The 13,293-nt window shown below is 66.3% G+C and carries 11 protein-coding genes and 2 pseudogenes; 7 read left to right on the top strand and 6 right to left on the bottom strand.

What is annotated here, in order from left to right; translation table 11 throughout:
• Positions 1–95: 95 nt before the first annotated feature.
• From ACQ4N9_RS25620 to ACQ4N9_RS25645, 6 genes are all read right to left on the bottom strand, one after another.
• Positions 96–1,409 (bottom strand): hypothetical protein, encoded by a 1,314-nt coding sequence (locus ACQ4N9_RS25620; RefSeq protein WP_390971399.1) that lies wholly within the window; start codon positions 1,407–1,409, stop codon positions 96–98.
• A 150-nt stretch (positions 1,410–1,559) separates the two neighbouring features.
• Positions 1,560–2,327 carry an SDR family oxidoreductase gene (locus ACQ4N9_RS25625; protein ID WP_430934023.1) on the bottom strand — a complete coding sequence of 256 codons (768 nt, stop codon included), beginning with the start codon at positions 2,325–2,327 and terminating at the stop codon, positions 1,560–1,562.
• Positions 2,324–3,115: an SDR family NAD(P)-dependent oxidoreductase gene (locus ACQ4N9_RS25630; RefSeq protein WP_390971403.1), complete on the bottom strand. Its 792-nt coding sequence runs from the start codon at positions 3,113–3,115 to the stop codon at positions 2,324–2,326. The genes ACQ4N9_RS25625 and ACQ4N9_RS25630 overlap by 4 nt, the downstream gene beginning before the upstream one ends.
• Positions 3,112–3,930: a molybdenum cofactor biosynthesis F family protein gene (locus ACQ4N9_RS25635; protein ID WP_390971405.1), complete on the bottom strand. Its 819-nt coding sequence runs from the start codon at positions 3,928–3,930 to the stop codon at positions 3,112–3,114. The genes ACQ4N9_RS25630 and ACQ4N9_RS25635 overlap by 4 nt, the downstream gene beginning before the upstream one ends.
• Before the next feature lie 76 nt (positions 3,931–4,006).
• Positions 4,007–4,663, bottom strand: a complete 657-nt coding sequence (locus tag ACQ4N9_RS25640) for a helix-turn-helix transcriptional regulator (protein ID WP_390971407.1) — start codon at positions 4,661–4,663, stop codon at positions 4,007–4,009.
• Complete coding sequence (locus ACQ4N9_RS25645) at positions 4,660–6,147, bottom strand: aldehyde dehydrogenase family protein (RefSeq protein ID WP_390971410.1); 1,488 nt, start codon at positions 6,145–6,147, stop codon at positions 4,660–4,662. The genes ACQ4N9_RS25640 and ACQ4N9_RS25645 overlap by 4 nt, the downstream gene beginning before the upstream one ends.
• Before the next feature lie 339 nt (positions 6,148–6,486).
• On the opposite strand from ACQ4N9_RS25645, the gene ACQ4N9_RS25650 reads away from it, so the two are divergent.
• The 7 genes and pseudogenes from ACQ4N9_RS25650 to feaR form a co-directional block, all read left to right on the top strand.
• Positions 6,487–7,656: a p-hydroxyphenylacetate 3-hydroxylase oxygenase component gene (locus tag ACQ4N9_RS25650; RefSeq protein ID WP_390971412.1), complete on the top strand. Its 1,170-nt coding sequence runs from the start codon at positions 6,487–6,489 to the stop codon at positions 7,654–7,656.
• 119 nt (positions 7,657–7,775) lie between these two features.
• Positions 7,776–8,702: a p-hydroxyphenylacetate 3-hydroxylase reductase component gene (locus ACQ4N9_RS25655; protein ID WP_390971414.1), complete on the top strand. Its 927-nt coding sequence runs from the start codon at positions 7,776–7,778 to the stop codon at positions 8,700–8,702.
• Positions 8,703–9,257: 555 nt separating this feature from the next.
• Positions 9,258–9,473, top strand: a pseudogene (locus ACQ4N9_RS25660) (PAS domain-containing protein); the annotation flags it as partial.
• 99 nt (positions 9,474–9,572) lie between these two features.
• Positions 9,573–9,761 (top strand): annotated as a pseudogene (locus tag ACQ4N9_RS25665) (methyl-accepting chemotaxis protein); the annotation flags it as partial.
• A gap of 267 nt (positions 9,762–10,028) precedes the next feature.
• On the top strand, positions 10,029–11,528 hold the full coding sequence (locus tag ACQ4N9_RS25670) for an APC family permease (protein WP_110993868.1): 1,500 nt from the start codon (positions 10,029–10,031) through the stop codon (positions 11,526–11,528).
• The gene (locus ACQ4N9_RS25675; protein ID WP_390971416.1) at positions 11,509–12,090 is read left to right on the top strand and encodes a DUF3156 family protein; all 582 of its coding nucleotides are present in this window, start codon (positions 11,509–11,511) and stop codon (positions 12,088–12,090) included. Before ACQ4N9_RS25670 ends, ACQ4N9_RS25675 begins: the two co-directional genes overlap by 20 nt.
• A 252-nt stretch (positions 12,091–12,342) precedes the next feature.
• Positions 12,343–13,293, top strand: a 951-nt coding sequence (gene feaR / locus ACQ4N9_RS25680) for a transcriptional regulator FeaR (protein WP_430934029.1), incomplete at its 3' end; no start/stop codon positions are given.

Below are 13,293 nucleotides of genomic sequence, written 5' to 3' on the forward strand. Positions count from 1 at the left end.
GCTATCGCCGCTGAATGCGCATACATCTATCAAAACAAACACTCTGAAAGCCGAAGCCGAAGCCGAAGCCGAAGCCGAAGCACCCACCTACACCCTCAAAACGGCACAGCCACCGTCAACTGGCTATACACATTGGTCCCACTCCCCACCTGATTCCCCCCATTGCTCTCATCCTTGCGCGGCTTGAACAACCCCACCAGCGGCGTAACGATCAGGTGCTCGTTCACCGCCCACTCCACATACACATCCAGCTCCTGGGCATCGAGATCGAGCGTGTCCCGCGTACGCACCGTATTGAAGTCAAAGAACAACGCCCCGACCGTGACGTTGTCCCGCGGCGTGGCCTTGAGCCCGATATGGTGAATCCCGCTATTGGTATTGAACGGCCCGGCATAGTTGCCCGCCACTTCACCCTGTATCCAGGTGCCATAACCACTGGAAAGCCCGGTAAACAGCAAATCCCAGCCTGCTGAATAACGCGTGTAGCGGTAGGTCAGTTGCGGCGCCCAGGGCGCCTCGGCGAAGGTGTAGCCCGCCTCGGCGTACCAGGCCGTTTCGTGGCCGCCACGCTTGTCCTGCCAGGCGTACTCAAAGGCAAGGCGGGTGTTTTCAAGCCCGGCACTGCCTTCACCACGCAAGCTGTAAACGTCCATGCCTTCACGGGCCTTCTGGAATTCGCTGGCCCACTGGTCGGCAACGTCGATCCCGTGGATATAGGTCAAACCCAGAGTGCCGAGTTCATTGGTGTAGTCCAGGGTCCCGGCAGCCAACTCGGTCTCGGCCTGCGCGCGGTTATCGGACTTCAACCACAGCACACTGCCGTGCAGCCCCTCGTTACCGCCCAGGCGCAACATGGCCGTGCGATCGAACGCGTGACGGGCACCCAGGTAGAAGCCACCACCGCGGTTGAGCTGACCATCGGCCGGGCCCTTGCCGAGGTTGGGGCCGTCGTCGTTGATCAGGAAACCGTTGCCCAGCTTGATCACCTGGCGGCCACCGGAGACATCCACGCCATCCTTGCCCAACAACGGGAACAGGTCGCCTGAGCGCCAGCCCAGGTAGGCATCCTCGATCTTGGTGGTGCGTTCGCTGCCATCCTGGTTGCCGCCGGCATCGCCATCGCCCCAGGCGCCGGAACTGACCCAGTTCAGCGCGCCATACAGGCTGCCATTGCCGGCCAGGCCCTGGTCGCCGCTCAGGCCGTACTTGATGAACCCTTCGCGCCAGGTCGAGCCGCCGGGGGTGCCGTCGTAGTTGTGGCGGCTGTTGAACATGCCCCACACCGCCAGCATATCGGCGTTCAGGTGGGTGTCGTCGTCGGCATACAGCTCGTAGGCCGAGCTGGCCTGGCCGTTGATCAGCAGCGCCAGGGCGGTGGCCAGCGCGGTGCGACGTGGAGTGAGACGCATGGATCGTTCCTCGTTTGTTGTGTGCGGTCTTGAGTGCCGCGTTGTTGTGGAGGCAGAGGTGTCTGAAGCGACGGGCCATTAGCGCGTGGATCGCCGGGGCGGGTCTTGCCCGTGGCTGCCAGCGCACTTGCACGTCGCCGCCAGGGCGGCTCAGGGGCTGGCCAGGGTTTCGGGCAGGGTGGCGCCGCCATCGACGATCAGGGTCTGGCCGGTGATGTAGCCAGCCGTATCCGAAGCGAGGAACAGCATCGCCGCCGCGATATCGCTGGGTTCGCCCAGGCGGCCGAGGGGTACCCCGGCCGCGATCCGCGCATTGAGGGCCGGGTCGCCGAGGTTGCCCATGGCCGGGGTGCGCACCATGCCCGGTTCGACGCCGTTGACCCGCACGTTCATGGGGGCCAGCTCCAGCGCGGCATTGCGGATGAAACCATTGACCCCGGCCTTGGACGCGGCGTAATGGCTCAGGCCTGGGTAGGCCACCCGCGGGCCGGTCACCGATGACGTGGCCAGCACGCAGCCGCCGCCCTGGCGACGGAACAACGGCAGCGCCGCCTGGGTCAGCCAGAACAGCGCGCCCAGGTTGACCGCCAGCGTGCGTTGCAGCAGTGCCGGGGTGATGTCGGTGAAGGGGGTGAGCGGAAAATACGCCGCGTTGTGTACCAGCACGTCCAGGCGTTCCAGCCCGGCCAGCAGGGTTGCGATTGCCTGTTCGTCAGCGAGGTCCACGGCCAGCCCCTCGACCTCATGGCCCAGGGCGAGCTGCACCTTGACCACCTGGCGCAGTGCCGCCGGGTCAAGGTCCACCGCAATCACCCGCGCTCCAGCATGGGCAAACCCCTCGACGATGGCCTGGCCGATGCCTCCCGCAGCACCGGTCACCAGCACCGTGCGCCCTTGAAAATCGTAACGGGCGCTCATGGCTGTGGCGCCAGGCGGGTGTAGGGCAGGGTGGGCACATCGACCACGGTCGCGCCGCCGTCGGCGGTGAGTACTGCGCCGGTGACGATGCTCGCCGCCGGGCTGACCAGGAACTCGCACACGGCGGCGATCTCGTCGCTGCTGGCCGGGCGACGCAGCGGCACGTCGGCCGTGACCCTGCGGTAGGCCGCGTCGAGGTCTTCCTGGTGATGGGCCATCAGCACCTGCATTTCCTCATCGGCCATGGGCGTGCGCACCCAGCCTGGGCATACACAGTTGACCCGTACGCCGGCCGGGCCGTAGTCGCGGGCCAGCGAACGGTTCAGGCCGACCAGTGCGTGCTTGGCCGTGGTGTAGCCGCACACTTCGGGCCCGGCTGCCAAGGACGCAATGGAACCCAGCAGCACCAGACTGCCACGCCGCCGCATCAGCAGCGCCAAGCAGGCGCGGGCGGTGTGGAAGGCGCTGTCGAGGTTGCTGCGCAGTGCCGCCTGCCAGGCTTCGTCACTGGTCTCGGTGGCCCGACCCAGGCCATGGCCGCCGGCGCAGGCGATCACGGCGTCCAGCCCGCCGAAACGCGCATCCACCTGTTCGATGAAGCCGCGCCAGGTGGCGCTGTCGGCCGCATCCCCCGCCAGCACCAGGCCGCCAGTGGCCTTGGCGACACGCTCCAGCGCCTCGCGGCGACGGCCCACCAGCGCCACCTGCCAGCCCTGGGCTGCCAGACGCAGGGCGCAGGCTTCACCGATGCCGCTGCCGGCCCCGGTGATCAACACGCTGCGGCTCACTGCGGGTACTCCGTGCGGTTGACCACCCGGCAATACGACGACACCGGGAAGTTGGCCAGGGCATCGAAGCTGCCGCCCTCGTAGCCGAAGATCTTGCCGTCGCTGCGGTGCTGCTGCAGGTCGATCATCACCAGGCCCAGGGTAGGCACGATCTTCTCGCACCAGACGAACAGGTACAGCTGCTCGGCGATCTTGTAGTAGTGGGCACGGTCGGTGTCGCACAGCCCTTGCTCGACACCCTTCAAGCACTGCCAGCTGTAGTAGTCGGGGTTGAGGTAGATGTGCTCGTACTCCTCGGTCGGGCTGTAGCGGTAGTGATTGCGCAGTCCTACCAGCTCGCGAGTCGGCGCGTGCGGGCAGGCGGCGTCCTGCCAGGGGCGGTCGAGGGTGCCGTGCAGGAACCTGGCCTCGACGCCGGTCAGTGCCTCACCGGCCAGGGCCAGGTCGTACAGGCCACGCTGGGTGCGGGCCTGGCCCGGCAAGCGGCCAAGTACGGCTGTGAAGGATTGGCTGAGGGTGTCGAGCACCAGCGATACCGACCAGGCCTGGCCGCCTTCGTGTTTGATGAAATCCACCAGGTAGATGCCGTCGCGCACCGAGGTGGCGCGGTAGCCGGCCGAGCCCTGGCTATGGCCGTCGGCAGCGTGCCAGTGCAGTTGATCAGTGTCGAAACGGTGCTCGATCAGCCAGCCATTGGCGAAGTGCAGGCTGAGGTTGCGCCCGCTCAGGTCGGCGCGTTGCGGCAGAATGAAGGCTTCAGGGGCGAAGCCCTCGGCAAGGGCGCCTACGGTGATCCAGTCGGAGGGTTTGGACATGTGCGTGACTCCTGGGGTTTAGGTGCCCACAGGGTGCAACGCGGCGCGGCGGCCCGGTATCAACCGGAAGGTTGAGTCACAGGAACAGCAACGCCACCAGCTCGGTGCGGTTGCTCACCCCGAGCTTGCGGAACAGGTTAATCAGGTGGGTCTTGACGGTGGGCAGGCCGACCTCCAGCGCGCGGGCGATCAGCTTGTTGCTGTGGCCTTGGCGCAGCAGTTCGGCGATCTGCCGTTCGCGGGGGGTGAGTTCGACCGCTGCCGGCCTTGGCGCCATGGGCTGGCTGGCCACCGCCAGTTGCATCAGCCCGTGCAAGGGCAGCAGGCGCTGCAGCTCGTCGGGGCGAAACTCGCCCTGGCTTGCGCAGCGCAACAGCGACACCCCGGCCAGCGGCCGGCCGCCGACCTGGGCGATGATCTCCACCACATCCACCACCTGGTGCCGGGACAGGAAACCCCGGTAGGTGTTGCCCTGGGCTTCGGGCAGCTGGGCCAGGCCCTGGCGCAGCGATACCACCGGCGTGCCGATGGCCAGGCAGCGCGCTGGTTGCAGCGGGTCGTAGGCGCGGTAGTGCTGCAAGTAGCGCGCATGCATGGGCGCCTGCAGGTCCTGCAGCAAGAAATCGCAGGCCTGCTGCCCGGCATCGATGCGGTAGAACGCCGCCAGCGACGCCGGTACCTGCTGGCTGAACGCCTGCAGGCAGTATCGGCCCAGGTTGTCGTGCAGGTTCAATAGCGGATCATCACGGACTTGAGCTCGGTGAAGTCGTCGATGAACGCCGAGCCGAACTCACGGCCGATGCCGGAGGCCTTGATGCCGCCAAAGGGCACCGCCGGGTCGAGCAGGGTGTGCATGTTCACCCATAGCGTGCCGGCCTGGATCTCCGGGATCAGGCGCATGGCCTTGCCCAGGTCGTTGCTCCACAGGCTGGCGGAAAGGCCGTAGGGCGTGGCGTTCATCAGGTGCAGCAGTTGCTCTTCGTCGTCATACGGCAGGAAGGTCGCCACCGGGCCGAAGGTTTCCTGGTTGAGCAGGGTGTCGGCGGCACTGTTGGCGAGGATCACCGTAGGCTCGACAAAGCAGCCCGGGCCGTCGCCGATACGCCCGCCGCGGATGATCTGGCTGCCTTCGGCGCGGGCGGTGGCGAACAGCTCGGCCAGCTTCAGCTGGTGTGGCTTGTTGGCGACTGGGCCGAATTGGGTGCTCTCATCCAATGGCGAGCCGATTTTCAGCTGCCCCAAACGGTGCGACAGCGCTTCGAGCATCGGCTCGATCCGCGAGCGATGGACAAAGAAGCGCTCGCCGGCAGCGCAGATCTGCCCGGAATGCAGGAAGCCCGCCTCGATGATGCCGTCCACCGCCTTGTCGATGCCGACATCGGGCAGGAACGCCACCGAGTTCTTGCCGCCCAGTTCCAGGGTTGCGCGGGTCAGCTTGGCGCCCATGGCCGCCTGGCCGACGGCGATGCCGGTAGGCACGGAGCCGGTGAACGACACCTTGTCGGTGCCCGGGTGCTCGACCAGCGCCTTGCCCACCAGGCCGCCGCCGGTCAGTACGTTGAGCGCGCCCGCTGGCAGGCCCGCATCGGTGGCCAGTTCAGCGATACGCAGCAAGGTCAGCGGGGTGAACTCGCTGGGCTTGAGCACGATGCTGCAGCCGGTGGTCAGGGCCGAGGCGAGCTTCCAGATGGCGATCATGGTGGCGAAGTTCCACGGCACGATCCCCACCACCACGCCGACCGGCTCGCGCAGGGTGAAGGCGCTGTAGCGCTCGCCAGCGAAAGAGGGCAGCGACGGGGTGATGGTCTGGCCGGTGATCTTGGTCGCCCAGCCGGCGTAGTAGCGCAAGAAGTGCGCGGCCTGTTCCACCTCGAAGGCCCGGGCGATGTTGATCAGCTTGCCCGATTGCAGGGTTTCCAGTTGGGCCAGCTCTTCGCGGTTGGCTTCGAGCAGGTCAGCCAGCTTGAACAGCACCGCGGCGCGGGCGGCGGGGCTGGTGCGCGACCAGGCGTTGAAGCCTTGGCGGGCAGAGTCGACGGCCTGCTCGACATCGGCCTGGCAGGCGTCGGCCACTTCGGCGATGGCCTCGCCATTGGCCGGGTTGACCACCTTGATCCTGGCGCTGGACTGGCTGGCGATGGCCTGGCCGTGGATGTACAGGCCGTGGTGGCGTGCGAGGAACGCAGTAACGCTGGGGAGGAGGGGGATTTCGCTCATGCTGTGGGCTCCGCAAGACAGTGTTCAATCGCGGGGCAAGCCCGCTCCCACACAGCTTGGATTGCAACCTGAGCAGATGGCGTGGGAGCGGGCTTGCCCCGCGATAGGGACGTATTCATATCCCGAGCCTAACGCCTGCGTACTCGGTGTTCTTGCCTACCCCTGCCACCCCCATGACCCTGCCTGCCAGCCACAAAGCCACCCCATGAAAAATACAATCCGAGGTGCGGAAGTTGCATTTTCCGCCGCACCCCAGGCTCCCATACTGACCCGGCATTCATCAGCGAGCCGCCACCATCAGGCAGCGCTCGCCAAGGTCCAATAACAATGAGCCAGACCATGAAAAAGCCAAACTCCCTGCTCGAAGACCTCAAGCCCCTGCTGCCGGCCATCGCCGCCCGCGCCGAACAGGCCGAGCGCGAGCGTACCGCGCCCGCCGAAAACATTGCCCTGCTCAAAGGCATCGGCCTGCACCAGGCCTTCCTGCCCAAGCCCTATGGTGGCCTGGAAATCAGCCTGCCGCAGTTCGCCGAATGCATCGCCGCCCTGGCCGGCGCCTGCGCCAGCACCGCCTGGGCCATGAGCCTGCTGTGCACCCACAGCCACCAACTGGCGATGTTCCCCAAGCAATTGCAGGACGAAGTCTGGGGCGACGACCCGCACGCCACCGCCAGCAGCAGCATCGCCCCGTTCGGCCGCACCGAAGAGGTCGAGGGCGGCGTGCTGTTCAGCGGCGAGATGGGCTGGAGCAGCGGCTGCGATCATGCCGAGTGGGCGATCATGGGCTTTCGCCGCGCCAACCCGCAGGGCGGCCAGGACTACTGCTTCGCTGTGCTGCCGCGCAGTGACTACCAGATCCGCGACGACTGGTTCGCCGCCGGCATGCGTGCCAGTGGCAGCCGCACCCTGGTGGTCGAGCGCGCCTTCGTGCCCGAGCACCGCATCCAGAGGGCCAAGGACATGATGGAGGGCACCTCGGCGGGCTTCGGCCTGTACCCGGATAGCGCGATCTACTTCAACCCGTACCGCCCGTACTTCGCCAGTGGCTTCTCCACCGTCAGCCTGGGCATCGCCGAGCGCATGCTCGAAGCCTTCAAGGACAAGACCCGCAACCGCGTGCGGGCCTACACCGGCGCAGCGGTCGGCGCGGCCACCCCGGCACTGATGCGCCTGGCCGAGTCGACTCACCAGGTCGCCGCGGCCCGCGCGCTGCTGGAGAAGAGCTGGGAGCAGATCGCCGATTTCAGCGCACGCCACCAATACCCGACCCGTACCGAGCTGGCCTACTGGCGCACCAACCAGGGCTATGCGGTAAAGCTGTGCATCCAGGCCGTGGACCGGCTGATGGAAGCCGCCGGTGGCGGCGCCTGGTTCGACAGCAGCGAGATGCAGCGGCTGTTCCGCGATGCGCACATGACCGGTGCCCATGCCTACACCGACTACGACGTCTGCGCGCAGATCCTCGGCCGGGAGCTGATGGGGCTGGAGCCGGATCCGGCGATGACCTGATCGACCGCGTCGCCCCCATCGCCGGCAAGCCGGCCCCCACAGGGTTGCGCTGTAGCCTGTGGGAGCTGGCTTGCCAGCGATGAGGCCCTCAGCCGAATAACAAGAACTGGAGCCTTTGCATGTCCACCCCCTTCGATACCCGTGCCTTCCGCCGCGCCCTGGGCAACTTCGCCACCGGCGTCACCGTGATCACCGCCGCCGACGCCTCCGGCAACAAGGTCGGCGTAACTGCCAACAGCTTCAACTCGGTGTCCCTCGACCCACCGCTGATTCTCTGGAGCATCGACAAACGCTCCAGCAGCCACGCCGTGTTCGACGCCGCCGAGCACTTCGCCGTCAACGTGCTGGCCGCTGACCAGATCGACCTGTCCAATACCTTCGCCCGCCCCAGTGACGACCGCTTTGCCGGTATCGACTACGAGACAGGCGAGGGCGGCGCGCCCTTGCTGGCCGACTGCGCGGCGCGCTTTCGCTGCCAGAAGTTCCAGCAGCTGGATGGCGGCGACCACTGGATCCTGGTCGGCAAGGTGCTGGCCTTCGACGACCTCGGCCGCTCGCCGCTGCTGTACCACCAGGGCGCCTATTCCATGGTTCTGCCGCACACGCGGATGACCCGCCGTACGGAAGGCGCGCCGGCCAGCAGCCACTTCCAGGGCCGTTTGCAGCACAACCTGTACTACCTGATGACCCAAGCCCTGCGCGCCTACCAGGCCAGCTACCAGCCGCGCCAGCTGGCCACCGGCCTGCGCACCAGCGAGGCACGCATGCTGATGGTGCTGGAACACGACGCTGGGCTGGCCCAGGCCGAACTGCTGGGCGAAGTGGCGATGCCCGAACGCGAGGTGAGCGAGGCCATCGCCAACCTGACCCGCAAGGGGCTGGTCACCGACGACAACGGCCGGGTGTGCCTGACCGAGGCCGGGCGTATCGAGACCGAAGGGCTGTGGAGCATTGCCAAGGCCCAGCAGGATCAGGTGTTCGGCCAGTTCAGCGAGGAACAGCTGCAGACCTTCAAGACCGTGCTCAAGGCGATCATCAGCCGCTGAACCCTGGCAGCCAAGGTCAAGCCAACGGCAGGCCGGCGCAAGACGGCGGCCGCCGACTTGGGTTGAACTCGCGCTTTTGTTCGATGGTTCAAGGGGGCGTGAATGCTGTTTCGCAATGAACGTTGGGTGGCCACGCTGGCCGAGGCGCTGACCCGCTTTGGCCGTGGCGAGATTGCCGAAAGCCTGGTGCAGGTGCGCCGCCACCCGCCCTTGTTGCAGGCCCTGCAAACGCTGGAGCAGCAGCGCCAAGGCCAGGCGCGGGAGCTGCAAGCGCAGGCACAAGAGCTGCAGTTGTTGGGCGAAACGCTGGCCAGCCAGCAACGGATGCACGCGCAGCAGCAAGCGGCACAGCAGCAGTTGCAGGGCGAATGCGCGCTGCTGCGTGAACAACTGGATCAACAGCTGCAGGCCAGCGAAGGGCACCAGCGCCAGGCGCATTTCTGGAGCCTGCTGCAAACCACCTTGACCGAGGGCACCTGGGATATCGAGGTCGCCCAGGGCGACGTGCACCATCCGCACAGCCGCATGCGCCTGTCCGATGCCTTTCGCGCGGTGATGGGCTACGGCCCTAAGGAGCTGGCCGATGGCTGGGATGCCCAGGTCGGCATTACCCACCCTGACGACCTGGCGCAGATCATGGCCATCTTCGAGCGCGAGATCCTGGGCGTGCATGCCAGCGGGGAATACGTGTTCGAGTACCGCATGCGCCACAAGCAGCGTGGCTACATCTGGTGCCGCGAACGCGGCCGTGCGGTGCGCGACCCACAGGGGGTGCTGGTACGCGTGCTGGGCGCTGTGCGCGATATCAGCGACGAGCGCAATGCCCAGGCCAGCCACCAGCAGTTGCAGGCGCACAACGAGGCCACCTATGCCCGGATCGCCACCGCCGTGGGGGTGATCCGCAGTATTGCCGAACAGACCAACCTGCTGGCCCTGAACGCGGCCATCGAGGCCGCCAGGGCCGGGGAGGTGGGGCGTGGCTTCTCGGTGGTGGCCGACGAAGTGAAGAAACTCGCCGAAAGCACCCGCCAGGCCACCCAGCAGATCCAGGCGATGTTGCAGGGCTGAACTGGCAGCCAGCAACAAGCAGGGCGGCAGGCAGTGGCAAGACCGCTGTGGCGGGGAAAGTCAAAGTGATCGCGCTAGAACAGCAACACGGTGTTGCCTGCATCGCTGGCAAGCCAGCTCCCACAGGTGTTTTGCATGACCTCTGTGGGAGCTGGCTTGCCGGCGATGCGGTCGTAAACCTTGCACCGCCGGATCGCCAGCACTTGCGGCGCGCCCGGCAAGCCGTCATCTTTCCCTCGTCCAGCCAGGGCCCACCCCATGACAATCAACAATAAGCTCACCGAGCACCTCAACCGCGGCAGCGTCGGCTTCCCCACCGCGCTGGCCAGCACCGTCGGCCTGATCATGGCCAGCCCCGTGATCCTCACCGCCACCATGGGCTTCGGCATCGGCGGCAGCGCCTTCGCCGTGGCCATGGTGATTGCGGCCGTGATGATGCTCGCGCAGTCGACCACCTTCGCCGAAGCGGCGGCGATCCTGCCGACCACCGGCTCCGTGTACGACTACATCAACTGCGGCCTGGGCCGCTTCTTCGCCATCACCGGCACCTTGTCGGCCTACCTGATCGTGCATGTATTCGCCGGCACCGCCGAGACCATCCTTTCGGGGGTGATGGCGCTGGTGAACTTCGAGCACCTCAATACCCTCGCCGAATCCGCCGGCGGCTCCTGGCTGCTGGGGGTGGGCTTCGTGCTGGCGTTCGGCGTGCTCAACGCCTTTGGCGTGAGCGCCTTCGGCCGCGCCGAGGTGGTGCTGACCTTCGGCATGTGGACCACCCTGATGGTGTTCGGCGTACTCGGCCTGCTGGCGGCGCCGGCGGTGCAGTTGGAAGGGCCGTTCGGCGTATCGATGGTCGGCACCGACCTGATGACCATCCTCTCGCTGGTGGGCATGGCCATGTTCATGTTCGTCGGCTGCGAGTTCGTCACCCCGCTGGCCCCGGAGCTGCGCCGTTCGGCCTGGGTGATGCCCAAGGCCATGGCCCTTGGCCTGTTCGGCGTGGCCAGCTGCATGTTCATCTACGGCGCGGCGATGAAGCGCCAGGTGGAGAACGTGCTGCTCGACGCCGCCAGCGGCGTGCACCTGCTGGACACACCCATGGCCATCCCGCGTTTCGCCGAGCAGGTGATGGGCGATATCGGCCCGGTGTGGCTGGGCATCGGCTTCCTGTTTGCCGGCGCGGCCACCATCAACACGCTGATGGCCGGGGTGCCGCGGATTCTCTATGGCATGGCCGTGGATGGGGCGCTGCCCAAGGTGTTCACCTACCTGCACCCGCGATTCAAGACGCCGCTGTTGTGCATCCTGGTGGTGGCGCTGATCCCGTGCCTGCACGCCTGGTACCTGGGCGGCAACACCGACAACATCCTGCACCTGGTGCTGGCCGCGGTGTGCGCCTGGAGCACGGCCTACCTGCTGGTGACGCTGTCGGTGGTGATCCTGCGCATTCGCCGCCCGGACCTGCCGCGCGCCTATCGCTCGCCGTTGTTCCCGCTGCCGCAGATTGTCTCCAGCATCGGCATCTTGCTGGGCATGTGGTTCATCACCCCGCCGGGCATGAACCCCGCCGATGTGTATGTGCCGTTTGCCGTGATGTTGGGCGCTACGGCGGCCTACGCGCTGTTCTGGACCCTCTGCGTGCAGAAGGTCAACCCGTTCCAGCCGGCGCGGGTCGAGGATGTGCTGGAGAAAGAGTTTGGCGCCGAACCCGGCCACTTCCACAGCGAGCAGGTGCAGCATGTCGGCAAGCTGGCTTGAACGCCTGACCGGCCCCCGCGCCCCGGCCGGCTACCGGCCGGGGGCGACCCTGGCGCGGCTGCAGCGCAACCTCGGTTTGACGGAGTTGCAATCCGGGGCAGCTCTGCTCACCTTTACCTACCGGCAGGATGGCCCGGTGGTCGAGGTGCGTGAACGCACCGAAAGCCATCTGCTGATGCACCTGGTGATGTGCGAGTTCCGCCTAAGTGTGCCTGCCTCGGGGCAGGGCACGGTGCAGCTGGACATGCATCACCGCGGGGCATTGCGCCGCACTGGCCTGGCCTGTCGGCAGCGGGGTGGTGACAAATCGTTGTTCGACCTGCTGCAGGCACGTATCGGCGGCGACACTGCCTTGCAGGCAGCACTGATGCCGTTGGACTTCAAGCGCCTGAGCATTGGCTGCGCGGGTGGCCAGTGGCAGGTCACCCTGGAGCATATGGGGGCCAGTGAAGTGGTCAACCGGGTGCCCGCATTCCGCCGCTATATCCCGCTCAGCGCTGATCAGCGTGGGCATCTCTGGCAGGCCTTCGAGGCGCTGCAGCGTATCTTGCGCGAGCTCTGAAATCGGGGGCCGCTTTGCGGCCCTTTCGCGGCACGAGGCCGTTCCTACAGGCGATCGCATACCCCTGTAGGAGCGGCCTTGTGCCGCGATAGGGCTGCAAAGCAGCCCCAGCATTCTCAACCCATGCGCAACCCCAGACCCCCTTGGCATAAAACCTGCTCTCTACACCGGCCAACAGATGACAGTTGTGCGTCAATGGATAACATGTTAACAATTGACCCATAACAACAATGCCCGCGTGTGGAGGTTGCCATGCCCCAGCCCGTTTCCCACTGCAGCACCCAGCCCGAAACCGACGGCCTGGACCGTTGGACCGCCGCCATGCAGCAGGTGTGCGGCCGTTTCCAGACCGAACTTGCGTTCAACCGAGCGCTGTTCATCGGCGAAATCGCCACCTTCAATCGCGCAGGGCTGGCCCTGGCCAACCTGCGCACCAATGCCGGCAATATCCGCCGCTTCGGCGACAACCCCGACCGTGACGACGACCAGCACTGTTTTCTGGTCAGCCAACGCATGGGCTATTCGCGGATCACCCAGGGCGGTGTGAGCTTGCAGTTGTCACCCGGCGATCTGCTGTTGATGGACTCGGTCGGCCCGTGCGAGATCACGCCGTTCGGGCTGATCGAGCACGTCTCGCTGTCACTGTCCCGCGCGCAGGTGCGCAAGCACGTGACCGGGCAAGGCGCCGCCTTCGGCAAGATCTCCTCGACCAACGCTTGCGGGCGCATGCTGCATTTGCTGATGGACCAGCTGTGCCGCGAAGAGGAAGACGCAGGCGGTGCGCAAGGCGACGCCCTGCAGTCGGCGTTCATTTCCCTGCTGGAGCCCGGTTTCGAGCGTGGCGAGCACAATGCCGCCGCGCTGGGCGGCGTGGGTGGCAGCAACCTGCGCGGTTATGTGCAGAAAGTCATCGACGAGTCGCTGGGCCAGCCCGGCCTGACGCCGGCCAACCTGGCCGAGCGCCTGAGCATTTCGGTGCGGCATCTGTACCGGGTGTTCGAGGAGGAGGGCGACAGTGTCTGCCGCTATATCCAGCGTTCACGGCTCAAGCGTAGTGCCGATGACCTGTCCAACCCGTTCCTCAAGCGCGAGTCGATCACCTCGATCGCGTTCAAGTGGGGGTTCACCGATTCGGCGCATTTCAGCAGGGCGTTCAAGAAGCAGTTCGAGCAGTCGCCGAAGGACTTCCGGGCGATGGCCCTG

The sequence above is a fragment of the Pseudomonas sp. ES1 genome (assembly GCF_050586605.1).
Taxonomy (GTDB): domain Bacteria; phylum Pseudomonadota; class Gammaproteobacteria; order Pseudomonadales; family Pseudomonadaceae; genus Aquipseudomonas; species Aquipseudomonas sichuanensis.

Bases quoted from the DNA above. Each gene is read 5' to 3' on its own strand.
- ACQ4N9_RS25655 (WP_390971414.1), top strand. From the start codon at position 7,776: ATGTCCACCCCCTTCGATACCCGTGCCTTCCGCCGCGCCCTGGGCAAC.
- ACQ4N9_RS25675 (WP_390971416.1), top strand. From the start codon at position 11,509: ATGTCGGCAAGCTGGCTTGAACGCCTGACCGGCCCCCGCGCCCCGGCC.
- ACQ4N9_RS25625 (WP_430934023.1), bottom strand. From the start codon at position 2,327: ATGAGCGCCCGTTACGATTTTCAAGGGCGCACGGTGCTGGTGACCGGT.
- ACQ4N9_RS25635 (WP_390971405.1), bottom strand. From the start codon at position 3,930: ATGTCCAAACCCTCCGACTGGATCACCGTAGGCGCCCTTGCCGAGGGC.
- ACQ4N9_RS25620 (WP_390971399.1), bottom strand. From the start codon at position 1,409: ATGCGTCTCACTCCACGTCGCACCGCGCTGGCCACCGCCCTGGCGCTG.
- ACQ4N9_RS25670 (WP_110993868.1), top strand. From the start codon at position 10,029: ATGACAATCAACAATAAGCTCACCGAGCACCTCAACCGCGGCAGCGTC.
- ACQ4N9_RS25645 (WP_390971410.1), bottom strand. From the start codon at position 6,147: ATGAGCGAAATCCCCCTCCTCCCCAGCGTTACTGCGTTCCTCGCACGC.
- ACQ4N9_RS25650 (WP_390971412.1), top strand. From the start codon at position 6,487: ATGAAAAAGCCAAACTCCCTGCTCGAAGACCTCAAGCCCCTGCTGCCG.